Source organism: Wenyingzhuangia gilva, from assembly GCF_030519655.1.
In the GTDB taxonomy this organism is placed as follows: Bacteria; Bacteroidota; Bacteroidia; order Flavobacteriales; family Flavobacteriaceae; genus Wenyingzhuangia; species Wenyingzhuangia gilva.
This window is the reverse complement of the sequence record NZ_JAUMIT010000003.1, coordinates 118,525-144,384: the sequence shown is the minus strand read 5'-3', so window position 1 is coordinate 144,384 and position 25,860 is coordinate 118,525. Positions and strand designations below refer to the sequence as shown.

General features: G+C 29.9%; 18 protein-coding genes and 5 tRNA genes. 15 read left to right on the top strand and 8 right to left on the bottom strand.

The features are described 5' to 3' along the window. The first annotated feature begins 63 nt into the window (after positions 1-63). Positions 64-987, top strand: coding sequence for a homoserine kinase (locus QVZ41_RS07660; protein WP_302883969.1), 924 nt, complete (start codon positions 64-66; stop codon positions 985-987). Positions 988-1,072: 85 nt separating this feature from the next. Then, positions 1,073-2,371, top strand: coding sequence for a threonine synthase (gene thrC / locus QVZ41_RS07655; protein WP_302883968.1), 1,299 nt, complete (start codon positions 1,073-1,075; stop codon positions 2,369-2,371). 86 nt (positions 2,372-2,457) lie between these two features. Here the strand turns inward: thrC and QVZ41_RS07650 are convergent, their stop codons facing one another. The 5 genes from QVZ41_RS07650 to QVZ41_RS07630 are packed head-to-tail and all read right to left on the bottom strand — an operon-like array spanning position 2,458 to position 10,607. Further along, the gene (locus tag QVZ41_RS07650) at positions 2,458-2,976 is read right to left on the bottom strand and encodes a DUF1573 domain-containing protein (protein ID WP_302883967.1); all 519 of its coding nucleotides are present in this window, start codon (positions 2,974-2,976) and stop codon (positions 2,458-2,460) included. Continuing rightward, entirely contained in the window at positions 2,976-5,084 is a 2,109-nt protein-coding gene (locus QVZ41_RS07645) for a DUF4838 domain-containing protein (protein ID WP_302883966.1), read from the bottom strand. Before QVZ41_RS07645 ends, QVZ41_RS07650 begins: the two co-directional genes overlap by 1 nt. A gap of 13 nt (positions 5,085-5,097) precedes the next feature. Then, complete coding sequence (locus QVZ41_RS07640; protein ID WP_302883964.1) at positions 5,098-7,977, bottom strand: hypothetical protein; 2,880 nt, start codon at positions 7,975-7,977, stop codon at positions 5,098-5,100. A gap of 10 nt (positions 7,978-7,987) precedes the next feature. Next, positions 7,988-9,397, bottom strand: a complete 1,410-nt coding sequence (locus tag QVZ41_RS07635; protein WP_302883963.1) for a glycosyltransferase family 2 protein — start codon at positions 9,395-9,397, stop codon at positions 7,988-7,990. Between the two features lies 1 nt (position 9,398). After that, positions 9,399-10,607, bottom strand: coding sequence for a HEAT repeat domain-containing protein (locus tag QVZ41_RS07630; RefSeq protein WP_302883962.1), 1,209 nt, complete (start codon positions 10,605-10,607; stop codon positions 9,399-9,401). A gap of 435 nt (positions 10,608-11,042) precedes the next feature. Here QVZ41_RS07630 and QVZ41_RS07625 point away from each other — a divergent pair, with 435 nt between their 5' ends. The 10 genes from QVZ41_RS07625 (at position 11,043) to QVZ41_RS07580 (ending at position 17,820) form a co-directional block, all read left to right on the top strand. Beyond that, entirely contained in the window at positions 11,043-11,396 is a 354-nt protein-coding gene (locus tag QVZ41_RS07625) for a hypothetical protein (protein ID WP_302883961.1), read from the top strand. An 86-nt stretch (positions 11,397-11,482) separates the two neighbouring features. Beyond that, positions 11,483-12,565, top strand: coding sequence for a glycine cleavage system aminomethyltransferase GcvT (gene gcvT, locus QVZ41_RS07620; RefSeq protein WP_302883960.1), 1,083 nt, complete (start codon positions 11,483-11,485; stop codon positions 12,563-12,565). A gap of 20 nt (positions 12,566-12,585) precedes the next feature. Beyond that, a complete protein-coding gene (locus QVZ41_RS07615; RefSeq protein WP_302883959.1) occupies positions 12,586-14,010 on the top strand; it encodes a DNA recombination protein RmuC in 1,425 nt (474 codons plus the stop codon). Between the two features lie 117 nt (positions 14,011-14,127). Further along, positions 14,128-14,201 (top strand) — tRNA-Met (locus QVZ41_RS07610). Between the two features lie 42 nt (positions 14,202-14,243). Continuing rightward, positions 14,244-14,316: transfer RNA gene (locus tag QVZ41_RS07605), tRNA-Gly, on the top strand. Positions 14,317-14,353: 37 nt separating this feature from the next. Beyond that, positions 14,354-14,426 (top strand) — tRNA-Gly (locus QVZ41_RS07600). Between the two features lie 35 nt (positions 14,427-14,461). Beyond that, a tRNA-Gly gene (locus QVZ41_RS07595) sits at positions 14,462-14,534 on the top strand. 45 nt (positions 14,535-14,579) lie between these two features. Continuing rightward, positions 14,580-14,654, top strand: a tRNA-Pro gene (locus QVZ41_RS07590). Positions 14,655-14,826: 172 nt separating this feature from the next. Next, positions 14,827-15,891 (top strand): glycoside hydrolase family 43 protein, encoded by a 1,065-nt coding sequence (locus tag QVZ41_RS07585; protein WP_302883958.1) that lies wholly within the window; start codon positions 14,827-14,829, stop codon positions 15,889-15,891. A gap of 18 nt (positions 15,892-15,909) precedes the next feature. Continuing rightward, a complete protein-coding gene (locus tag QVZ41_RS07580; protein ID WP_302883957.1) occupies positions 15,910-17,820 on the top strand; it encodes a family 43 glycosylhydrolase in 1,911 nt (636 codons plus the stop codon). 78 nt (positions 17,821-17,898) lie between these two features. On the opposite strand, the gene pckA is transcribed toward QVZ41_RS07580, so the two are convergent. Further along, complete coding sequence (gene pckA / locus QVZ41_RS07575; protein WP_302883956.1) at positions 17,899-19,497, bottom strand: phosphoenolpyruvate carboxykinase (ATP); 1,599 nt, start codon at positions 19,495-19,497, stop codon at positions 17,899-17,901. Positions 19,498-20,061: 564 nt separating this feature from the next. Here pckA and QVZ41_RS07570 point away from each other — a divergent pair. From QVZ41_RS07570 to QVZ41_RS07560, 3 genes are all read left to right on the top strand, one after another. Beyond that, positions 20,062-21,525: a circularly permuted type 2 ATP-grasp protein gene (locus tag QVZ41_RS07570; protein ID WP_302883955.1), complete on the top strand. Its 1,464-nt coding sequence runs from the start codon at positions 20,062-20,064 to the stop codon at positions 21,523-21,525. A gap of 4 nt (positions 21,526-21,529) precedes the next feature. Then, the gene (locus QVZ41_RS07565; protein WP_302883954.1) at positions 21,530-22,462 is read left to right on the top strand and encodes an alpha-E domain-containing protein; all 933 of its coding nucleotides are present in this window, start codon (positions 21,530-21,532) and stop codon (positions 22,460-22,462) included. A gap of 75 nt (positions 22,463-22,537) precedes the next feature. After that, on the top strand, positions 22,538-23,455 hold the full coding sequence (locus tag QVZ41_RS07560; RefSeq protein ID WP_302883953.1) for a transglutaminase-like domain-containing protein: 918 nt from the start codon (positions 22,538-22,540) through the stop codon (positions 23,453-23,455). Positions 23,456-23,515: 60 nt separating this feature from the next. Here the strand turns inward: QVZ41_RS07560 and QVZ41_RS07555 are convergent, their stop codons facing one another. After that, entirely contained in the window at positions 23,516-24,922 is a 1,407-nt protein-coding gene (locus QVZ41_RS07555) for an ArnT family glycosyltransferase (RefSeq protein ID WP_302883952.1), read from the bottom strand. A gap of 8 nt (positions 24,923-24,930) precedes the next feature. After that, complete coding sequence (locus tag QVZ41_RS07550; RefSeq protein WP_302883951.1) at positions 24,931-25,683, bottom strand: glycosyltransferase; 753 nt, start codon at positions 25,681-25,683, stop codon at positions 24,931-24,933. Between the last annotated feature and the right edge of the window lie 177 nt (positions 25,684-25,860).

Sequence of the window (25,860 nt, the reverse complement as noted above, 5' to 3'; positions counted from 1 at the left end):
TTTAGCCTTTAGCCTTTAGCAATTAGCTAATGGCCAAAAGCAAATAGCCAAAAGCTAAAAAAAATGAAAGAAATAAAATTATTTTGCCCAGGTACCATTGCCAATGTTTCTTGTGGATTTGATGTCTTAGGACTTTGTTTAGATTCCACTGGAGATGAAATGGTGATTCGTAAAATTGAAACTCCTGGCGTAAAAATCACAAAAATAATAGGTCAAGATTTACCTTTAGCTACCGAAAAAAATGTAGCAGGTGTGGCTGTTTTAGCAATGCTAGAAAAGTTAAACAATACTACCGATGGTTTTGAGATTGAAATCTACAAAAATATCAAACCAGGTAGTGGAATTGGTAGTTCTGCCGCAAGTAGTACTGGTGCCGTATATGGTGTAAATGAGTTATTAGGAAAACCTTTTAGCAATCATGATTTGATTGAATTTGCCATGAGAGGTGAAGAGTTAGCAAGTGGGGTTCCTCATGCTGACAATGTTGCTCCTGCCCTATTAGGTGGATTTACATTGGTACGTTCTACCGCTCCTTTAGATGTGATTAAATTAAACACACCTTCATTATTATACGCTACAGTCATTCATCCACAAATTGAAGTAAAAACTGCCGATGCTCGTCAAATCTTAAAAAGTAAATTAAGATTAAAAACTGCCATCACGCAATGGGGAAATATTGGAGCTTTAGTAAGTGCTTTGTATACAGAAGACTACGATTTACTATCTCGTTCTCTGCATGATGAAATTGTAGAACCAATTCGTTCAATTTTAATCCCTGCTTTTGACAAAGTAAAAGAAGAGTGTAAAAATGCTGGTGCTTTGGGTTCTGGGATTTCTGGTTCTGGACCTTCTATTTTTGCGTTAAGTAAAGGAGAAGAAACCGCTATTAAAGTGGCTGAGGCAATGAAAGCTGTTTACGATAAAGTGGGAGTTGCTTACGACATCCACATCTCAAAAATTAACGATCAAGGAATCAAGATTTTATAATAAGTGTATTCGTTTATTTGCTTATTCGTTGAACTGATAAAAAACGAATAAACAATTACACAAATAAACACATCAACATAAAAAAATGAAATATTTTAGTTTAAACGGAAACGCTCCTGAAGTCTCTTTTAGAGACGCTGTTGTCAACGGAATTGCTCCAGACAGAGGTTTATATTTTCCTGAAAGTATTACGCCGTTATCAAAAGAGTTTATTGATAATTTAGACAATTATAGCAATAGTGAAATTGGATACGAAATCATCAAACAGTTTGTTGGTGATGAAATTCCTGAACAAGACTTGAAACAAATTGTTGAAGAAACATTGTGTTTTGATTTTCCTATAGTTCCTATTGAAGAAAATATTGGTTCTTTAGAATTGTTTCACGGTCCAACCATGGCATTTAAAGATGTGGGTGGTCGCTTTATGGCTCGTTGTTTAGGATATTTTAACAAAAAAGAAAAAAACGATAAAGACATCACTGTATTGGTGGCTACTTCTGGAGATACTGGAGGTGCTGTTGCAAGTGGTTTCTTAGGAGTTCAAGGTGTTAATGTTGTTATTTTATACCCTAGCGGAAAAGTATCTAACGTTCAAGAAAAGCAATTAACTGCTTTGGGACAAAACATTACTGCTTTAGAAGTAGACGGTGCTTTTGACGATTGTCAAGACATGGTGAAAACTGCTTTTTTAGATGAGTCTTTAAAAGAACACAGAACGTTAACTTCCGCAAACTCAATCAATGTAGCTCGTTGGTTGCCACAAGCATTCTACTTTTTCTTTGCTTATAAACAATTAAAAGACAAATCAAAAGATATTGTATTCTCTGTCCCTAGTGGAAACTTTGGAAATATTTGTGCAGGAATGATTGCTCAAAAATTAGGATTGCCTATCAAAGAATTCATCACAGGTACAAATGTAAACAGAGTGGTTCCTGCGTATTTAGAAACGGGAATTTACGAACCTAAAAAAACCATCCCTACCATTTCTAATGCAATGGATGTTGGGGCTCCTAGCAACTTTATCAGAATAGAAAAATTACACGATTTTGATGTTGAGAAACTGCGTAAAAATCTAAAAGGATATTCTTATACCGATGATGAAGCTACAGCAGCAATGGGGCATTTGTATAAAAAGTTCAATTATGTAGCAGAACCTCATGGAGCGATTGGTTACTTGGCTTTAAAAAATTATTTAAAAACAGCAACCAACACACAAGGTTTGTTTTTAGAAACTGCTCACCCTGTTAAATTTATGGATGTTTTATATCCTGGAGTTGCAGAAACTATAGAATTACCAGAGCAAATTAAAGCCGTAATAGACAAACCTAAAGTTTCTATTAAAATTTCAGATTACAAAGGATTGACAGATTTTTTAAAGTCTTAAATCTCTAAATTTAAAAAATAGAGTTATTAATAAAAAAACCACTATCCTTAGATAGTGGTTTTTTGTGTTATATAATTATTATTGTACTAGTACTTTACTTGTCCATCTAACTCAGTATAATATCCCTTCTTTTTATATTCTGCATTCTGACCTTTTAAAAACTCATTATATACTTCTTCATAATCTCTGGTATAATCCGCACCTGTTACCACATTAATATCAAACTTAATTGTTTTCTTAAATACAGTATCTAAATTTGCATATACATCGATATAAAACTCTACATGTCCTATATTTTTACCACTATTATATTCAATATAAATTTCACCATAACTGCCTGGTGATATAAGACCTGGTGAATATTGTACATTTGTACAACCACAAGAAGTATTAACATCTTTAAGTACTAAAGGATGATCTCCTGTGTTATAAAATTTAAACGCCGTTTTTAATATAGCTCCTCTAATAATAGGAAAATAATGTCTCTCTGGATCCTCTATTCTCATAGAGGTCTGTTCTAAATAATCTACAGCTTTATCTCTACTAAGATCACCTATACAAGCAACTAGAGAGAAAAATAATATATATATAAGATATCTATTCATTATTTTAAAAATCTAATTTCATCAATGGCTATTGATTTGTTGGCATTAAATAATTTTATGGTGTATAAACATTTATTGCTATAAGATGAAGGTAAAGAAAACTCAATATTTTTTATAAAAGGATTTGCATTTTCTTTATTTATTAGGCTGATTTCTTTAATTACTTTTTTTTCCTCATTTAAAAGCTGAATTTTATTTGGCAAAAAGATTTTATGCTTAGCATCACTTAATAAGCTTAATTCAATTTTATGAAATACATTATCAACACATTTCTGACTGCTTATATTTATTCTCAACTCACCTCCACTAAAGACTAACCAATTGTTATTATAATCTTCAAAACCAAAAGCTCCATCATTTAAAATATTAATATTATTATAATCCTCATCTAATTTAGTTTCAGAAGAAATGTTAATATCATAAAAAGAAGGATTGCTTTTTATTTTAATTAAAAGTTGTTTCCACTGCTCTAGATAATTAGAAAATGTTTCATTTCTTTCACTTATTTTATATAATTGACTCAATTTTAGCAACTTTCCTAATTGATTAAGGTTAGATTCTACTTTAACATTAAGTTTGATTTCATCATTATTTAAAAAAGCATATCCTTCATTGTTTAAACCGTTAACCCTCATTAATTCAAGTTCTAAAAACAAGACACCTATTTTAAATTGATTTAACCTTAAATTTGAAGGAACTTTATTAATAGCTTCTTCTAGTTCTTTTAATTTATTTAAAGTAAGATATCTTTTTTTAGCTTCATTAATACTGCTGTAAATACCTTGCTTTGTTTGTGATTTCTCTTCAATAAATTTTAAATACTCATATATTTCATCAGTTATTTGGGGATAATATTTTTTAGTTCCTTCTAAAATTAAATCATCTACTGAACTTTCAACATCACTTAAAAGGGAGGCTAAAACATGATATTTTACTTCTTCTAATATTGAGTAATCATAACCACTACCATTAAAAAAAACACCTGTGACACCATTTTCTTTATATGCTTGTAGATTTTTTTTAGTTGAATTAAATATTGGGTAGAAATCCATATAGTTATCAAAATTCACTACATAATCCCATACATATATATTCTTAATTTTAGTATTCCAATCTGATATTTGGTTTAAAAAACTCTTGCCTTTTAAAGTATTAGTTAATGGTAAAGATTCCTGACAATCAATAGTACTTAACAAAACACCTACATTATTAGGAAGCTTAAAATTTGGTGGTGTTTTAGTTGTAACATATCCTAAAGACCAAAATGTTTTAGAAGGATATTGCATTGCCATTTTAGAAATTAAACTAAATACAGCGGGACTTGCATTCTTTTTAGTATTTCCTTTAGCCAAACACAAATTACACTGACAAACCAAACTATTATCATTTGGAGCAATCATAAATCGTTTTAAGGAAGCATCTTCTTCTGATATTCTTTTTACATTTTTATGAATGATGTTTTTTAATTCAGAACTCGAAAAACATAATTGATCGTGATTTCTCTTCCCATTTACTAAGGCATACAAATTATCTGTAACTTTTTCATTTTTTACCCATTTAATAATATTATGACCCCATAATCCCCATTCTAATTCTAAATATTGCGTATTATACTCAGCTCTAATATTTTTATTGAAGTTTTGAGAAAAATAAACTTCTCTATAATCAAAGCTGGTCTGTAAAGGTCTTTGAGCAATCTTATTATTTTTTAAATATATAATGGTATTTTCTTGTTTTACTTCTAATAAATCTGAAATAATATATCTTATGGCCTTTTCAAAATTTGTGTTTGAACTAGCTTTTATCATTAATTCTTTTCCATCTAAATAAACCTCGAACTCTTTGTTTTTTAAAGTTTCACTGTTAACAAAATTAAAACTTATATTAATTGCATTTGGATCATACTTAGGTGAGAATAAAATTCTTAAACCTAAAGCTTTCCTAATTTGTTTTTGAAAATTACTAATTGGAGTAATTAAGTTATTACTAACACTTGTAACATAAATAATGGGCTTGGTTACTCCTTTTTTATAAAAAAGTATATTTTCTTGTTGAGAAAACCCCAAAAAACAACAGAATAAAAATGAAATAACAAATAGTTTTTTCATAAAGAGTCCTTAATTAAAATTTAGTTTGGATGACAAATAACAAATGATATTGATCTACCCTAGAGCTTGGAACAGGTAAACCATTATTTGTAGTACCTGGTATATAAAAATTATACCAATTCCCTTGAATTCCATAAGTGTACTTATGTTTATGATTCCATCTATATCCGGCACCAACCATAGAGTTGGTATACGTTAAAAAAGTATTTATTTGAAAATTAGTTGCTCTATCTTCTTGAGGTGCATTACCCGTTGAAGCCATGGCTACAAAATAATCACCATTACCATTAATGTTATATCTAGCTTGACCAAACCAGTTGTTGTATACAGCTCCTTCACTAAATAAAACATTTAATCTAGCATTTAACCAAAAATCACCGATATCTTTTGACAAGATTCCTTGAACATTAAAAAATTCTTTTCCTGTAGGAACCTTGGTCAATCCAACACCTAAACCTACCTCCCAATCATTCTTTAAATATTTGTATGCAGTACCTGATATTTTAAATTTCGGAAAATAAAGATTTCCTATATAAGCATCTAACTGTGTGTAAAATGTAGAAGAAAATTTATGAGACCATTCTCCTTGTAGTTGTAAACCTACACCATCACTTTCTTTTGATGCATAATTAAGACGTAAACCATAAGTATTCTTTTTTAAAATTCTTTGATAGTAAATTCCTGCAACAGCAGAAGTAAAACTTTCTTGACCTGAGTAAACTTTTAAATAATTTATTCCTAGTATGTTCTTCATTTTTTTACTTAACAAATAATCTAAATGATCATTTAAATCTACATCTTCTTTCATCTTTTGATACTCATAAGCTTTTTCAAAATCTTCAGTCATTTCATAAACAACTCCTTTTTTATATAAAAAGAATTTTTGCTCAGGATTGGGGTCAATTTCTAAAGCTCTATCTACATATACCATTGCATTTGTATAATCTTTTTGATTGATAGATAAATTTACCAATCTTTGATAGGTGGGAATATTTAAAGAATCTAGTAATAAAATAGAATTATAAAGAGTATTGGCCGTGTCATAGTCTTCATTTTTTTCAGCATTGGTCGCTAGCTTATACCTTTCTTCTACTAAAACACCTTTCACTCTTATGTCTTGTGGATATTTATTTTCCAATTCCTCCAAAAGTTCCGTTGCTTTTTGATGATTTTTTAGATTAGAATATGCTGCTATTCTCTTTAACTTTAAATCAATATCATCAGGATAATGATAAACTGCACTATCAGTATAAACCAACATCTTATCATACTTTTTCATTGCTGAAGAAGCATTAATAGCATAATTATATGTTAACTTATTGGTTCTATCAACTTCTAAACTTTTATCTGCTACAGGAAGGGCTTTATAGTATAATTCATCAGTTATTAAATCCTTCATGTATAAATCAGAATAATATACATATTGTGTTTTATACTTTTTTTCCTCAGGAAATTCTAAAATCAAACTATTTACAATACTTAAAGCCGCATCAAAATCTTTAATATCTTTTAGTAATTCAGCTTTCTTAACTAGATTTATTTTTTTTTCAGGTTCGCTTTCAATCATTGCATCAATTTGACTTAATGCTCCTGTAGTGTTATTTTGTAAAGTATATACCACAAAAATATTATTATTTGCGATTTCAGAAAACTCCGAAAATTTAAGTAAGATAAAATAATTATCTAATGCTGCCTGATACTGTTTTTGTGAGGTATATTCTTTTGCTTCTGACAATAAAACAGATGCATACTCTTGTCTAATATCATAATCTTCTGGATACCTTTCGTATAAAGTATAAACTGACTCATAATATTTAGAAATATTATTTTGTTTTTTATAGATAAACATTTGTTTTACTAATAAATCTTTATCGTTTGGATATCTTAAAAGTCCTTGCTCTATTAGTTTCAAGGATTCATTATAATACCCTCTTTCTATTGATTTATTTAACAAATAATGATACGAATTTCTATTTCTATCTAAAGCATAAGATTTTTGATGCAGTATATATGGATCTGTATTTTCATAAAACCTAGCCGCTTCAGATACTAAATATCTTTCAATCTTATTAAAAAAATCTTTAGGAACATCGTTATTTTTAGATTTTAAATAACTTATGGCAACATCATATCTTTTTAAAGCCTCTAAAATCCCTATTTTCTTTTTGATTAATTCTAAATCATTAGGGTAATATTTCAATCCTCTTTCTGCATACTCTAATGCGGAGTTTAAGGATCCTTGATTGGTCTCTAGATTAATCAAACTTATATATATATTTTTATCATCAGGAGATTCTTCTAAAATATTTAAATAAATCTTTTTAGCCTCATCAGCGTTTCCTGTTTTAGCAACTTTAAATCCCTCCTGACTCATTATAAAATTATACTGTTTTTCAACTACCGTATCATTTGGAAAAATATCTCTTAATCTTTTAATGGATCTTTTAATTTCTCCATAATTTCCAATTTCTTTATATATCGATATTTTTTTTAGCCAAAGTTCTTTAGTATAGGGTTTCTTTTCCAATAATTCATTAACATAACATATAGCACTAGAATATCTTTTACTTTGATATTCTACATTTACTAAATATTGTCTAGCAGGTATATTATCTTCATCCTCATTTACAACTTTAGATAAAAAGAAACGAGCACTATCTAACTCTTTTAACTGCATATAACTTTTTCCTAACTGCTGCCTTAGGTCATTGTCAGAGGGACTTTTTTTCAATCCCTGAAGACATAAGTCAGCTGATTTTCTAAAATCTCCTTCTACACCAGCTTGTTTAGCTGCTTTAAAATAAGGATTTTCTATTCCTAAGAATTGAGAAAAAACATTTACATTTACTCCAAACAGCAAGAAAAACAAACATGTACGTAAACTTATTTTCATATACAAATTATTAATTAACTCCTGTTCTTGTCATTGTTCCCCATTTTAACTCTTTTCCTTTATAAAAGTTAAAATATCCTTTTATTGCAAAAAAAACAATTAAAGGATGATATAAAAGCGGTTCTAAAAACCCCATTAAAACCAACCGAAAAACTTCTCTGGTTCTTTTATAATGATGAAATACTATATGGTCTTGAATAATAACAAGTGTTGTTATAAAAATTGCAAAGGTGTAAGAATATAACATTATGATATAAGCCATGCTCCAGTTAATTTTATTCATAATTGCTAAATAAATAAAAAACAAGACCCCTACAAACTCTATAATTGGAGCTAAAAATTCGAATATAAAAATGTAGGGAAAAGTAATTAATCCTAATTTTTTATATTTTCTATTAAACAGTACTTTACGATGTACTTTAAATATTTGAGCCAAACCAGCTCCCCATCTTGTTCTTTGTCTGCCTAATACCTTAACAGTAGTTGGTCCTTCTGTCCAACAACACGAGACTGGAATGTATACAACTCTATATTTAAGATTATTATCCATCATGTAACATGCCATTTTAGTTGTCATATCCATATCCTCTGCATGGGAATCACCTGAATAACCACCTGACTTTATAACCACTTCTTTATCAAAAAGTCCTAAACCGCCAGATACGTTTGGTACTGAATTAATAAACGACCAACCCATTTTACTTAATAAATATCCTCTAATGTATTCTAATTCTTGAAAACAAGGAATTAGTCTTTTTGGAGGTTTTACCCGAGTAATCACCCCATTCTTCACCTCGCAACCATTTAACATCCTAAGAGTAGACCCAACAGCAATAACTTTTCCCTCTGTATTTAAAAAAGGTTTTATCATTTTTAACAAAGTTTGCCTACTTAATACACAATCAACATCAGTACATAAAAAATATGGAAAAACGGATGCATTAATTCCAGCGTTAGAAGCATCAGCTTTTGTTCCTCCATTCTCTTTATCTACTACGGTTAAAATAGAATACTGTGGGTTTGTAGACTTAAAAATTCGTTTAAAGGGTTTTGTTTTTATTTTTTCTAAATACAAAAAGTCGACCTCTATAAGTTCAAATTCATCTATCAGTTTATCTAATGTTTTATCTTTACTACCATCATTTACAATAATCACTTCAAAAAGTGGATATTCTAAGGTTAGTAAGGACTTTACATTTTCAATAATCGTTTTTTCTTCATTGTATGCAGGAGCTATTACAGAAATTCCTGGTACCAAAGGAGATTTCATTAAGACATCATCATCCTTATCTGAATTATAACTCTTATACTTTATTAAATTAATTATTGAAATAGTACCTAAGAATAGATAACTAAAAATCATTGAAGAAGCATAGTAAAAAATAAAATACTCGTAGTAATATGTAATACTTTCTAACATTTTATTTGTATAAAATTAAATCATTTTCTATATGCTTAAACAACTGTAAATTAAAATATAAATTTTCTTTATAACTGTTTATTTCTAGAGGCTTTTGGCTGAAATCTACTTTGTTTTCTATTTTTGATTTCATTTCAAAAAACAACATTTTACCATCGGTATCATAATCAAAAATAACCGTAGCAATCACTTTTTTAATATCCAAACTGGTAGCTTCATAAAAGCTTTGTTTTAAAAATTCTAAAGATTTACCACTACCAAGATAACCAATAGCTTTAATAATTGATACCTGACAAAGATCGGATTCGTTTTGATAAGTATTTTTTAAATGATCTTCAATTTCAAAATCTTTAAGTTTACCAAGAGCTGTAATAACTTCACTCCTTAATATATGATTATCACTTCTTATTTTCTCCCTAATGGTTCCTATCGCTTTTTTTTGATCAAAATAAGTAGCTGCTTTTAAGAGAAAAATTACTAATGAATCATTTTTGGAATACCCAATCCACTTACCAAAATTCGGCAAACCTTCAGTATTAGATTGTTCTATAAGTAAATTCATTAGCTTTATTTGACTCCAACTAGACATTTCTCCTTTGATTTCATCAAAAAAACGATACGGGTCGTTACGACTTAAACTTAGATATGATAATCTTGCTTCTGTTTGAATTTCATTGTTTGAACTGTAGGTATATGAAAGCACTCTAGAATCTGATGAGGACAATCCTAATTCTGCTAGTTCTAATATAGCCTTTTTCTTAGCACCATATGTAAGTTTAGAAAATTTAGTTCCTATGTATTTTTCTATATTTAATGCTCTAATAATTAACGAATACCTATCAGACTCTTCTTTATAATTTTGACGAATTTTTATTAAGCTTTCAATTGCTAAATCGTGTTTATACTTTTTGTTTTTTCTTACTTTTTTATGGTCAGAATCAATAATTTCTTCAAACTTTTCTTTAACCTCTTGTTCTTTCTCAAGATAATTATTGTGAATAATTTCCATAAAGAGCTGACTAACCTTTGGAGCGATATTATCCTGTAGCTTTTCTTTTATTTTATTTGTATTTCTAATTATTGTTAAGTAAATAACCAAAAAAACAGACATAAACAAACTTAAACATATAAATACTATAGAGACTTGTATTATAAAAGGAAAGCTTCCTATAGTGAGTTTTAAAGAATATAACCAGTTTATAAAATCCATGTATCTTTTCTGTAAAACATCTTAAATACTTATCAACCTATATTGCAGAAATAATAAATATTTCACACAAAAAGTGAGGTAAATCTATTATTCTTAACAATTGTTATGCAAAACTAGTCTAATCACAACAAAAAAACACTAAACATTTGTTAATAAAAAGAATATTAGTGTAAATAAAATAAGGGGGTCTTGAGATAAAAAACAAACCATATTCAAGAAAAAAAAGTCTAACGTTTTTGATTAGACCTTGTTAATCAAAAACTATATCAATAAGATTTAGATATGTTTTAAAACTCGATATATTTAACTGTCTTCAGAATTTAAAGACTATAATGATTTTATATAGTAAAATGATAACCTAAAATAATTGAAAAAAAAAATGTTTTTAAATTATTTTTTACTAAATTAGAATTGCTATGCTAAACATAAAATGCTATGAAAACTATACCCTACAAATTCAAAAATAATTTAGATGCCTGTCATATAAAAAACACTATTGAAAATGCTTCTAACATATCTGTTTCAATTATAAAAAAAACTGATAACTATAACGAAATATATTATAATATTGTTGTTGAACAAAGCAATTATAATAAAGCACTTATACTATTAGATCGTGAAATAGCAATTATTAATTATTTTAAAAGAAAAGAGCATATTAAAAATAATAATGATGATGACACCCCATCATATAGCCACGCTCTTGTTACAAATACAATAAAATCAACAGAAAACATTATAGCCTTGTATTACCTAAAATTCCTAAACTGGTTAGATAGCCCATTATAATCCATATTCTGTGCACATACACCACATGAAAATCCCCTTATTGGGGATTTTTTTATTTATTTTTGTCAACTATTATAATCCATTCAATGAAAAATACAGCACTTACACACATACACGAACAACTAGGAGCTAAAATGGTTCCATTTGCAGGATTTAACATGCCTGTTCAATACGAAGGAGTTAAAGCAGAACACGAAACAGTTAGAACAGCCGTTGGTGTTTTTGATGTTTCTCACATGGGAGAATTTTTATTAGAAGGTCCAAATGCTTTGGCTTTGATTCAGAAAGTCTGCTCGAACGATGCAAGTAAATTGGCTATTGGTGATGCCCAATACGCTTGTATGCCAAATGAAGAAGGAGGAATTGTAGATGATTTATTAATTTACCGTATAAAAGAAGAATTATACCTTTTAGTTGTAAATGCTTCTAATATTGAAAAAGATTGGAATTGGATAGAAAAACATAACGACCTAAATGTGGCAATGAAAAATCTATCTGATGTTTATTCTTTATTGGCCATTCAAGGTCCTAAAACTACCGAAGCTTTACAGAGTTTAACGTCTGTTGATTTGGCTTCCATTCCTTTTTACAAATTTGTGGTTGGTGATTTTGCAGGTATAGAACACGTTATTATTTCTGCTACAGGATACACTGGTGCAGGTGGTTTTGAAATTTATTGTAAAAATGATGAAGTAGCTCAAGTTTGGGAAAAAGTGTTTGAAGCTGGAAAAGAATTCGGGATCAAACCTATTGGATTGGCTGCTCGTGATACTTTACGTTTAGAAATGGGATATTGTTTGTATGGAAATGATATCAACGACACTACCTCTCCTATTGAAGCTGGTTTGGGTTGGGTGACTAAATTCAACAAAGATTTCATCAACAAAGAAAGTATCTTGGCTCAAAAAGAAAATGGACTTGCTAAAAAATTAGTAGGATTTGAAATTGTTGATAAAGGAATTGCCAGACATGATTATCCTATAGTAGATGCTGATGGAAATCAAATTGGAATTGTTACTTCTGGAACCATGTCTCCTAGTTTAAACAAAGCTATTGGATTAGGTTATGTAACTACTGAGAATAGTAAAATTGGTGATGAAATTTACATCGAGGTTAGAAAAAAACAAATAAAAGCCAAAGTGGTAAAATTGCCTTTTTACAAAGGATAATCAACTAAAGACTCTTTTTTATGGAAATGATATATATGCTGTTAAGCCTTTTAACAGGTGGTTTGATTGGATTTGTAATTGCTAAAAAAATTAGTGGATTACAAGCCGAAAAAGACTTGGCAACGGGTAACGAAAAAATCAACTTGTTACAAAAGGAAATAGAATATCAACAAAACAATGCAAAAGAAAACATTGCCAGATTAGAGCAATCTTTGTTGGAAAGTAAAAAAGAACAAGAAAGGTTGATTGAAAACGCTAAAATTGATTTAGAACAACTTCGTCATCAAAAAGAAGAACAGTTAACAGAGCTCTCTAAAGAAAAAGAAATATTAGCGGTTTCTTTAGAAAGAGCCAATGCAAAAACAGAAGAACTTTCTACTGATTTAAGAGAAAACAAAGCTGAAATTGAAAAGCTACAAGAAAAATTCACCAAAGAGTTTGAAAACTTAGCCAATAAAATTTTAGAAGAAAAATCTAAAACTTTCTCAGATCAAAATCAAAAGAATATCAATGATATTTTAAAACCTCTTCAAGAAAAAATTCAGTCTTTTGAGAAAAAAGTTGAAGATACCAATAAAGAAAGTATTGATAGAAACTCAGGTTTAAGACAGCAAATTGAAAGTTTAAAGGACTTAAACAACAAAATGAGTAAAGATGCTGAAAACCTAACTAAGGCCTTAAAAGGAGATAGTAAAACCCAAGGAAACTGGGGAGAAATGATCTTAGAACGTGTATTAGAAAAATCTGGTTTAGAAAAAGGTAGAGAATATGAGTTAGAAAAAAGTTTTGATACCGATATGGAATCTAAAACTCGTTTAAGACCAGATGTCATCATCAACCTACCTGACAATCGAAAAATGATTGTGGATTCTAAAGTTACACTAACCGCTTATGAAAAGTTAGTTAGTTCTGATAATGAATTAGAAAGAAATCAATATACTAAAGAGCATTTGTTATCATTAAACAGACACATCGAGCAATTAAGTGCAAAAAAATATTCGGAGTTGTATCAAATAGAATCTCCTGATTTTGTGTTAATGTTTATTCCTATAGAACCAGCTTTTGCTTTGGCTTTAGAACAAGACAATGAGTTATATAACAAAGCGTTTGCTAAAAACATTGTTATTGTAACTCCTAGTACTTTACTGGCTACTTTACGTACCATAGAAAGTATGTGGAAAAATGAAAAACAACAAAAAAACGCCATGGAAATTGCCTTACAAGCATCGCGTTTGTTTGAACAATTTGTTGGGCTTACAGAAGAATTAATCAAGTTAGGTAAACAATTAAAAACCGTTGAAGGAACCTATGACACAACCATGAAAAAATTAACTGGTAGAGGAAATTTAATAGTAAAAGTTGAAAACCTAAAACAATTAGGAATAAAAACAAACAGCAAGGAATTTAATCAAAGATTACTAGAAAGAGCCAAGGAAGAAGAATAGTTCCTCCTCATTTTTTACTGTAACAAATTGATAGTAAATCAACTAAAAAAACACTAAAAAAAAGTTAAATTTTTGTTTTGTCATAACAGAGTTATACTTTATATTTGCATCCGCAATGGCGAGGTAGCTCAGTTGGTTAGAGCGCAGGATTCATAACCCTGAGGTCACGGGTTCAACTCCCGTCTTCGCTACTAAAAGTTCTTTTAACAAGATGATTACCAAATAAAAAATAAGCGAAAGTAGCTCAGTTGGTAGAGCGTCAGCCTTCCAAGCTGAATGTCGCCGGTTCGAACCCGGTCTTTCGCTCTAGTTTTTTAAAAATAATTAAGTATATTTACAGTATGCGAAAGTAGCTCAGTTGGTAGAGCGTCAGCCTTCCAAGCTGAATGTCGCCGGTTCGAACCCGGTCTTTCGCTCTAAGTTTTTTAAAACTATAAATATATTTAATTAAGCGAAAGTAGCTCAGTTGGTAGAGCGTCAGCCTTCCAAGCTGAATGTCGCCGGTTCGAACCCGGTCTTTCGCTCTAAGAACACCATTCTATAATGGTGTTTTTTTTTAGATGACTTTTCGGGGTGTAGCGTAGCCCGGTCATCGCGCCTCGTTTGGGACGAGGAGGTCGCAGGTTCGAATCCTGCCACCCCGACAAAAAGCCTATGAAAATTTAATTTTTCATAGGCTTTTTACTTTTTATATCAATTTATTTCTACATTCATTATTTAAGCACCTTATTTTTATATAATTTAACTGTACATCTTATTTACAAGTGTTTTAAAAACACTTATATTTGTTTTTGTGTAATTTAAAAATATTAAATCTTGAAAACTATCACCCTTAAATCACTGCTATACGTAACTGTATTAATCTTTTCTTTATCTGGATGTAAATCTTTAAAACCAAACAAAAAAGAATCATCTGTTTATTTAATGACTTACTTTAAAGATGATGACCATAGTCTTCATTTTGCATTAAGTCCAGATGGTTATACATTTACGGATATAAACAAAGGAAAAGCTATTATCGGAGGTGACACCATTGCTAGTCAAAAAGGAATTAGAGACCCACATATTACCAAAGGCAAAGATGGAGCTTATTATATGGTAATGACGGACCTACATATATTTGCAAAAAAACTAGGATATAGAGACACTGATTGGGAAAGACCTACAGAAAAATATGATTGGGGAAATAACAGAGGTTTTGTGATGATGAAGTCATATGATTTGATTCACTGGACTCATAGTAACTTTCTTTTTAATGAAGCTTTTCAAGAATTAAAAGAAATAGGTTGTGCGTGGGCTCCACAAACTATTTACGATTCAAAAGAAGATAAAATGATGGTTTATTTTACAATGAGAATAGGTCATGGATTAACAAAAATGTACTATGCTTATGCCGATGACGATTTTACTAAAATAACAACCAAACCAAAAATTTTATTTGATTATCCTAATGAAAAAATTCAGGTTTTAGATGCTGATATCATTCAAATGCCTGACGGTCGTTATTGTATGACCTATGTTGCTCAGGAAAATCCAGGTGGAATTAAAATTGCTTTTTCTGATGATATAAACAAAGGATATAAATATGATACTAAATGGATAGATTTTGAACCAGGATCTTGTGAAGCTCCAAATATGTGGAAGCGAAATGGAACAAACAAATGGGTCTTAATGTATGACATTTTTAGTATTAAACCTCATAATTTTGGTTTTGTAGAAACTACTGATTTTGTCAACTTTAAAAATCTTGGGCACTTTAACGAGGGCGTAATGAAAACCACAAATTTTACCTCTCCAAAACATGGTTCTGTAATTTCTATTTCAAAAAAAGAAGCTTTAAAACTTGCCAAACACTGGAATCTGGATTTTTCTATTCACTAATAAAAATATCAAATAAACATGAATCAATATTTTATAAAAACCATTCTTTTTACTTTTCTGAGTTTGTCATCATTATTTGCTCAGAACAAAAATCTTGAAGGTTATTTATTCGCTTATTTTGAAGGAAAAGGTCCAGATGATCAACAAGAACAACTTCGTTTTGCTGTTAGTAATGATGCCATTCATTGGAATGCTTTAAACAATAATCAACCTATAATTCCTTCGGAGAAAATATCCAACACGGGTGGAATTAGAGACCCACATATTTTAAGAGGAGAAAACAATGATTTTTATATGGTTGCTACAGATATGTACACTCGTAAAAATGGTTGGGACTACAATCCAGGAATTAGCCTATTACATTCTAATAACTTAACAGATTGGACTTCGGCTGTAATAGATTTAGAAAAACAATATCCAGTAAAGTTCAAAGACATTAAATGGGTTTGGGCACCACAAACTATTTATGATCCTATAGTAAAAAAATATTTGATCTATTTTACAGTTCGTTTTAATTACAATCAAAAACTAGATTTTTATGCGGCTTATGCCAATAAAGATTTTACAGGTTTTGAAAGCACTCCTACCCTTTTGTATAGTGCTAAAGACGGTGCTATAGATGGTGATATTATTTATAAAGACGGAACTTATCACTTATTTTATAAAGGAAATACTAAAGATAAAAATGGAAAAGAAATTCAAAACGGAATAAAACAAGCCACCAGTAAAACTTTACAAGGACCTTGGAAAGAAAGTTTTGAATACATAGATTTTTATGCGAATCAAAAAACAACCGTAGAAGGATCTTCTATCTTTAAATTAAATAATTCTGATGAATACATTTTAATGTATGATTTGTATTCTAATGGAAGATATGAGTTTCAAAGAACTAAAGACTTATACAACTTTACCAAAAAACCAGAATCTTTTACCAAAAACTTCTTTCCTAGACACGGAAGCGTGATTGGAATTACACGTGAAGAAGCACAAAGATTAAACCAAAAATGGGGAGGGGTTCCAAAGGAATTATTACCACAAAAAACTCATCAATTTAAGTCTAAAGGAAATCCAATTATTACTCATAAATACACTGCTGATCCAGCTGCTATTGTGGTAAATAAAACCTTATGGTTATATACGGGACATGATTTTGCTGGAGGACAAAATGGATATAAAATGAAAGATTGGTGTGTGTTTTCTACAGAGGATATGCAAAATTGGACTGAACACCCTACTCCACTTGATATTACTGATTTTTCTTGGGCAAAAAGTGGTGATGCTTATGCAGGACATGTGATCGAAAAAAACGGAAAATATTACTGGTACATAAGTACCAATTGGAGTGGAATTGGAGTAGCTGTATCAGACCAACCCCAAGGCCCTTTTAAAGATGCTTTAGGAAAGCCATTATTAACCAATAAAGATTGTTTTGCTTCTACACATTCATGGGCCTGTATTGATCCTGCTATTTTTACTGATGAAGATAATCAAAGTTGGATTTTCTGGGGAAACAGAGAATGCTACTATGCCAAATTAAAAGACAATATGGTAGAAATTGATGGAGAAATTAAACAAATTAATTTTAAAGATTTTGATTTTACTGAAGCTCCTTGGATACACAAATACAAAGGGAAATATTACTTAAGTTATGCCACTGGTTTTCCTGAAAAAATTGCTTATGCTATGGCGGATAACGTTGAAGGTCCATACGAGTATAAGGGAATTTTAAATGAAATTGCAGGAAATAGTAATACCAACCATCAAGCAATTGTAGACTTTAAGGGAAAAATATACTTTATTTATCATAATGGGGCTATCCAAACTGATGGAAGCAGTTATAGCAGATCTGTTTGTATAGAAAAGTTAGAATATAACAAAAATGGGACTATAAAACCTATACAAATGACCACCAAAGGAATTTATAAATAATCATCGATTTTCAATTAAAAGAAAAAGCCTCTCAATATTTACATTGAGAGGCTTTTTTTATAAAAAATTTCAGAAACTTTATAACGCAATCATTTTTTTGGCAACAGGTCCTGCTTTTATAATTTCTTTATTCACTCCTTCTTCAAATTGTTTAAAGTTTTTTTGAAATAATAAAATCAATTTATTTTTAACTTTTTCATACTCTTCTTTATCCGTCCAAGTATTTTTTGGAGTTAAAATTTCAGAAGGAACATTAGGACAAGTTGTTGGAATTTGGAAACCAAAATTTTCATCAACCACAAACTCAACATTATTAAAGTCTTCGTTGTGAATAGCATCAATCATCGCTCTGGTATATTTTAACTTCATTCTGCTTCCAACACCATAAGCACCACCGGTCCAACCAGTATTTACCAACCAAGCAGTAGTATTGTGTTCTTTTATTTTATTAGATAATAACTCGGCATATTTATTAGGATGCCACATCATAAAAGCCGCTCCAAAACAAGCACTAAAAGTAGCCTGAGGTTCTGTAACTCCCATTTCTGTACCTGCAACTTTAGCCGTATATCCTGATATAAAATGATAACTTGCTTGTTCTGGAGTTAATTTACTTACAGGAGGTAAAACCCCAAAAGCATCACAAGTTAAAAAGATAATATTTTTAGGATGTCCGGCAACACATGGTATTTTGGCATTGTTGATATAATTTATTGGGTAAGATGCTCTTGTGTTTTCGGTTATAGAAATATCTGAATAATCTACTGTTCTGGTTTCTTCAGAATATCCTACATTTTCTAAAACAGTTCCAAATTTAATCGCTCCAAAAATGTCTGGTTCTTTTTCTTGACTTAAATCAACAGCTTTAGCATAACATCCACCTTCAATGTTAAAAGTTCCTTCGTTTGTCCAACAATGCTCATCATCTCCAATTAATTTACGTTTAGGATCTGCACTTAAAGTGGTTTTTCCTGTACCTGAAAGTCCAAACAAAATAGTTACATCTTCTTTTTCACCAACATTTGCAGAACAGTGCATAGACATTACATCTTGTAACGGCATTAAATAATTCATAACAGAAAAAATTCCTTTTTTCATTTCACCTGCATACTCTGTCCCTAGAATCACTATTTCTTTACGCTCTAAGTTTAAGTCAATACTTGTTTTAGAGGTCATTTTAGTCGTATAACTGTTGGCTTTAAATCCTCCTGCATTAAAAATAACGTAATCTGGTTCACCAAAGTCAGCCAACTCTTGTTGGGTAGGCATAATTAACATATTTTGCATAAACAATGCATGGTAGGCCCTTGTACAAATAACTCTTACTTTAATTCTGTAATTCGGATCCCAACCTGCATAAGCATCCACTACGTATAAATGTTCTTTAATATTTAAATAATCAATAGCTCTTTCATGATTTACCATGTAAGTATGTTCGTCTAAATCTATGTTGATTTTTCCCCAATCAATATTTTTTTCTGATGCAGGGTGTTTTACAATCCTTTTGTCTTTAGGGCTTCTTCCTGTTTTTTTTCCAGAATAAACCAACAAAGCCCCAGTGTCTGAAATAGCAGTTCCTTTTTCAAGTCTTAATCCTAATTCATACAAAACAGGCACATTACTGTTTCTGTAAATTTCAGTTACTTCAATTCCGTATTGTTTTAAATTAAATTCCATATCAATTATTTTTTAGTTGTTAATTATTTAACCACTATAAAGGTCTGTTATTATATTGGTTAACAACATGATATGTATCATATTTAAATGTTAAATTGACTAAAAATCAATAAGATTATCAATATCAAAAAAACTTAAGAATAAATTTAATTTTCAACTAGAATAAATTGTAACTTTAAAAAAATGCTATGGGTGATCAATCAAATATTTATAATCAAACTATTGTCTATAGAAATGATATTGTAAACATTTCTATGGTTTATTAGGTTACAGAGATTGGTCATTAAAAAAGGAAAAAGCACCTCTTTTTGAGAACTAAAAAAATAGTTAAAATATGATTGATTTTAAAAGATTGAACCTCCCTTTAGAGTGATTACAACTATTTTAAAAATTTATATATTCTTATCAATAAATTAACAAAAACACAACACAACTTAACCAATACAAAATCAATGTTTTAGCAACACATAAAGATCAAACTGACATATCACAGTTTAAAAACTGTCATAAAATCTCACAAATAAAATATAAAAATGCGTTCTTTATTATATAAATCAAATAGGTATGGAATCTAAAAAAACACTGCCCATATTTTCATCATATAAAACCAATCCAATTTTTTATGATGAAATTTTTAAGAATGACAAAGAAATTCGAAATACTTATGACGAACTATTTAAGTTGTTTAATGAATATAAAGTTGATGACTTTAAATTATTAAATGAGAAAGCAAAGTTATCATTCTTAAACCAAGGAATTACCTTTCAGGTTTATGATAAAACCACTGTAGAAAAAGTCTTTCCATTTGATTTATTTCCTAAGATAATTACTGCTGACGAGTGGGATCATATTGAATCTGGAGCGTTACAAAGAAGTAAGGCTTTGAATTTATTTTTGTATGATGTATATCACAAAAAACAGATTATTAAAGATGGAATCGTTCCTATTGAATTGATTAGTAGTTCTGAAAACTATTTAGATCAAATGAATGGTTTAGAGCCTCCTGGAGGAATCTATAACCATATTTCTGGAACTGATATCATTAAACATTCCGATGGTGAGTATTATGTACTAGAAGACAATATTCGTTGTCCATCAGGAGTTAGTTATGTAGTTAGTAACAGGGTTGCGCTTAAAAGAGCTATGTTTGGGGTGTTTAACAACTACCCTACTTGTCCTGTAGCAAATTATTCCGAAAACTTATTAGAAATTATGCAGTCCGTAAAACCTGCTGGAGTGGATATACCTACTTGTGTAGTAATTACCCCAGGTATTTACAACTCTGCATATTACGAACATTCCTTTTTGGCCAAATCTATGGGAATAGAATTGGTAGAAGGTAGAGATCTTTTTATTGAAAAAGATTTTGTGTACATGAAAACCATTTACGGACCTGTTAAAATTGATGTTATTTACAGACGTATTGATGATGCCTTTATTGATCCATTAGAGTTTAACCCAGATTCAGTTCTTGGAGTTCCTGGATTGTTTGCTGCCTATAAAAAAGGAAATGTAACTTTAGTAAATGCTCCTGGAACTGGAGTAGCAGATGACAAAGCCATTTACACTTACATGCCTCAAATTATTAAGTATTACTTAAATGAAGAACCTATTTTAAACAATGTTCATACCTACCACTGTAGCAGACCAAAAGAGCTAGCATACGTGTTAGATAATATTGATAAATTGGTTATAAAACCTGTTGATGAATCGGGTGGTTATGGAATTTCAATTGGTAACAAACTAACCAAAGAAGAAATAGAAAAAGTAAAAGCGGTGATTAAAGAAACCCCTAGAAAATATATTGCACAACCTATTATGGCATTATCTACACACGCTACTTTTATAGATGAAAAACAATGTTTTGAACCTAGACATGTAGATTTAAGAACCTTTACACTTTTAGGAAAAGATAAAGAATTTGTACTAAAAGGTGGACTTACACGTGTGGCTTTAAAAGAAGGAAATTTAATTGTAAACTCATCACAAGGTGGTGGATCTAAGGATACTTGGGTTTTAAAAAGATAGATATATGTTAGCAAGAGTAGCCAACAATTTATTCTGGATGGGGAGATACCTTGAAAGAACTGAACACATTGCAAGATATTTAAATGTGAACTATTTTTCTTCTTTCGATGCACCAAATGAAACCTCTCAATCAAGACAATTTGTTTTAAATTCTATTGTTAGAATGGTGGATGATGATCCTGAAAAAGAAACGGTACTATTTGAGAAAAAAGTTCTTTTTGATGCAGCTCTAAATGATGAAAAGATTTTTTCTATAAAAAGTTATTTTAGAATGGCTAGAGATAATGCCTCTAGTGCCAGAGATATGATTTCTACTGAATTGTTTGAATCTATTAACAAATTACATCATTATATTAATAATTACTCTATTGAATATTTTACCGAAAGAGGATTAGACGAATTTACAATGTATGTATCCAAAGCTGTAGCTCAAATTAAATCTAATATTGTTACAACCATGATGCATGACGATACTTATGCCATCATTCATTTGGGAATTAATTTAGAGAGAGCAACGGATGTAATTAGGATTATAGATACCAAATACAAAGATGCACTTAGCGTACAAAATGAAACAGATTTTGCTACGTCATATGAGTGGACTATTTTATTAAGATGTATCCAGTCTTTTGATATGATGAAACGTCACTATAAAAAAGCACCTACAAGCAAAAACACTTTAGACTTTTTAATCTTAAACCCTGAGTGTCCAAAATCTGTTATGAGTTGCTTAAATAATGCCAAATGTCATATTGATTATTTAAATAAAAATCATCACAGTTTAGCTTCTGCATTTTTAATTGGGAAACTAAGAGCAAAATATCACTATAAACGCATTAACGAAATTGAAATTGGTTTTGATAAGTTTATTCAAGAAATTATTAGTGAATTAGATGAAATTTGTATAAGCATTGAAGATGAGTTATTTAAGCATTAAAAACAACTAATGTTTATAGATTAAATATGTTATATGTGTTATATTTGCATATTACACATATAACAACAATATATCATGCAATATCATTATAAAATAAAGTATGCTACCCACAATACATACGAAAACCCCGTGAATAATGCTTTGTGGCAATTTTTAATAGAACCTAAAAACAATGACTCTCAGTTTTTAGAAACCTCTAATTTTAGAGACTCTTACAATACCTTAGTAAGTAAATCTGTAAATGGTTATGGATTTAAAACTTTTAGAGTTACACCTAAAAATCAAATTACTGATATTATTTTTGAAGCCGAATTTTCTTTAATAAAAAATCAAGTTGAAGTTCAAAGTCAAGACTCTAATCTTTACAGCAAAGATATTATAGAAATTAATAGTGATCCTTTTAAAATTGAATATCATTCTTTTTTAAAAGACACCATTTTAACCACGTTACCATCCGATAAAAAAAATATCTTTTTATTTGATGATCAGAAAACAACTTTTGAAAACTTAAAAGCTTTGAACAAATGGGTTTTTATATTTCTATACTACACTATTGGAGTTACTAATAACAGAACAGAATTAAAAGATCTTATTACAAACAACAAAGGAGTTGCTAAAGATTTTGCACATTTATTTTGTGCCATAGCAAGACAACACAACATCCCTACAAGATATGTTTCTGGATTCTTAAATCAAGACAACACTTATTTTGGAGCCTCCGAAATTCACTCTTGGGTAGAATGTTTTGTTCCTAATGTTGGTTGGGTAGGTTTTGACCCTACAAACAATATGATGGCTGATTTTAATCATATAAAAATTGCCCACGGAAAAGACTATAACGATTGTGCTTCTTTAAAAGGAATTATTTTTAGTGTAGGTAAAAACACTACAAAATACTCTGTTGATGTTGTTTGTCAAGAATTTATTCAAGACAAATCAGCCTCTTTAAATCACATATCCGCTTATAATATAATCAATAAAAAAGCTTTGTAAAATATAATCACTAAGTCTTATAACAAAAAAACCTGTTACTATTTGTAACAGGTTTTTTTATTATGGATTGTATATAAATAATTGAGATTTTTTATTAGTCCCAATCAAAGTTAATTGTTCTTTAAAAACTTCTGGCATATTTTTATAATGTGAGTTTCTTGATAAAATATAAAAAGGATTTTCATCTTTCATCAACTCCCCTAACTCTTCAGCAGTATCAATTACTTTTATTTTACCCGAAGTATAAAATTGAGAAGAATAAGATTTAAACTCCCATGCAAACACATCTGTCACCTCTTTATGAGTCATTTCTTTTAATAAATGCTTATCTGTATTTTGCCAATTGGTATCGGTATAAAAAGTATTCATTCCTATAAATCCTATAAAAACCAACACAGGAACCACCATAGCGCCAACAAACCAAGCTTTTTGTTTTTGATAACTTTTAAAATAATGCATCACCAACAATCCTAAAGGAATCATGCTTGGTAAGGTGTAAGTGTGAATTAAACTTTTAGAAACAGTAAAGAATAATGGAGTCCATAACATCCAAAACCATAAATAAGTAACCCACTTATTTTTAATTATCTCCTCTCTTTTCTTAATTGCTTTGGCAATTACAAATTGAATCCATGGGATAGAAAAAAGCAATAAAAACACCCAAATCATTCCCATCGGTTGCTGCTTAGCAAAACCATATTTATCTCCTTGCCATCCTGATTCAAAAAAACGTTTGTAATGTTCCCCAACAAAAAAGTAATCAATAAAACCAGGCGTTCTAACTTCTGCCCAATAGTACCAAGCAAAAGAAGTTATAGTGGCTAAAATCATTCCTGGTAACCATAATGCTTTCTTAAAAAACGTTACTAATTGACCTTTATACAAACAAGACCATATAAAAATTGGGGGTACAGTTAAGACCAAAACAATAGGTCCTTTTGCCAACATTCCAATGGAAACTCCTACCCATGCAACAAATTTCCATGCTCGTTGATTGTAATTGTCTTTTAAAGAATTCCAAAAACCAATCATCACAAAAGTAATTCCCACCAACAAAGAAGAATCTGTAGATACCACACCACAATGAATATAATATTCTGGAATGGTAAACAAAATTAAAGCAAACCAATAGATTTGTTTTTTGGTAAAGTCTAAAGCTTTGGCTACAAAAATAATTAAAGAAACTTGAAGTAAAAAAGATGGAAAACGAGCAGCAAACTCATTCACCCCAAATATTTGATAACTAAAAGCGGAGAGCCAGGTGGACATTGGTGGTTTTGCCCAAAAAGGCACTCCGTAATCTATTTGTGGAGTTACCCAATTCCCAGTATCGTACATAATTCTGGCGATTTCGGCATATCTTGCTTCTGTTTTGTCTAATAATGGAAGCCATGCACTTACTAATAAACGAAGTCCTGCAAGAAAAAACACCGTAATTTCTAGAGCATACTTTTTAATATTTGCCAACATGAATTTTATAGTTTTTTATAAGCTTGGTTAATTTTTAGCAAATCTAACCATAACTTAAAGAAGTAGCTCATTTTAACCTTAGAATCTCCTTTGTCTACCCATTTTCTTAATGGGATTTCTTTCATTTTTACAATGGCAATTTCCCTTGTATAAAACTGAATAATTCTAAAGAAAATTTCCACGTCAAAAAGCCATTTTGATAAAAACGGTTTGCTAAAAACCTCTTTACTTAGCTCTTTGGTAAATACTTTAATTCCACATTGCGTATCATACACCCCTAATTTTAAAATATTAGAAATAAAGGTGGCGATAATTCTTCCTGTAAAAAATCGAAAAGAACTTCTTTCTATTCTTGATCCTAATTTTTTAATTCTAGAACCAAAAACAAAAGTCAATTTACCATCTAACTTTCTACTAATTCTGTAGCATTCTTTAAGAGGAGTAGCCAAATCAGCATCCAAATAAGCTATTTTATCAAAATTAAAATGTTCAGCACAATAGTTCATCCCCATTTTAGTAGCTCCTGCTTTACCCTGATTTTCAACACAATCAAAAACCACAATTTGATTCTCCGACTTACTTTCTAACTCTTTTAAGATTTCTAAAGTATTGTCTGTAGAACCATCATTTACAAAACAAATAGCCACTTCTTTTTTATTTTGTAAAAAAGAGAGAAACTTTTTTTCTCGTAAAGATTTAGACTCATTGTAAGAAGGAATCACAATGATTAAATCATAGTTTTTAGTGGTATCTAACATATAGTTATAAACTAGCTTAGGAAATTTAATACTGTTTAACCTTTATTTAACAGTAGCGTAAAAATAGAATTATTTATGGATATAGAAAACGAATAAACATGGCTTTTCTTTTCCATTAAAATGCTATTAGAAAAATCAATAGATAGATTGTTAAAAGTTATAAACATTCATCTCTAA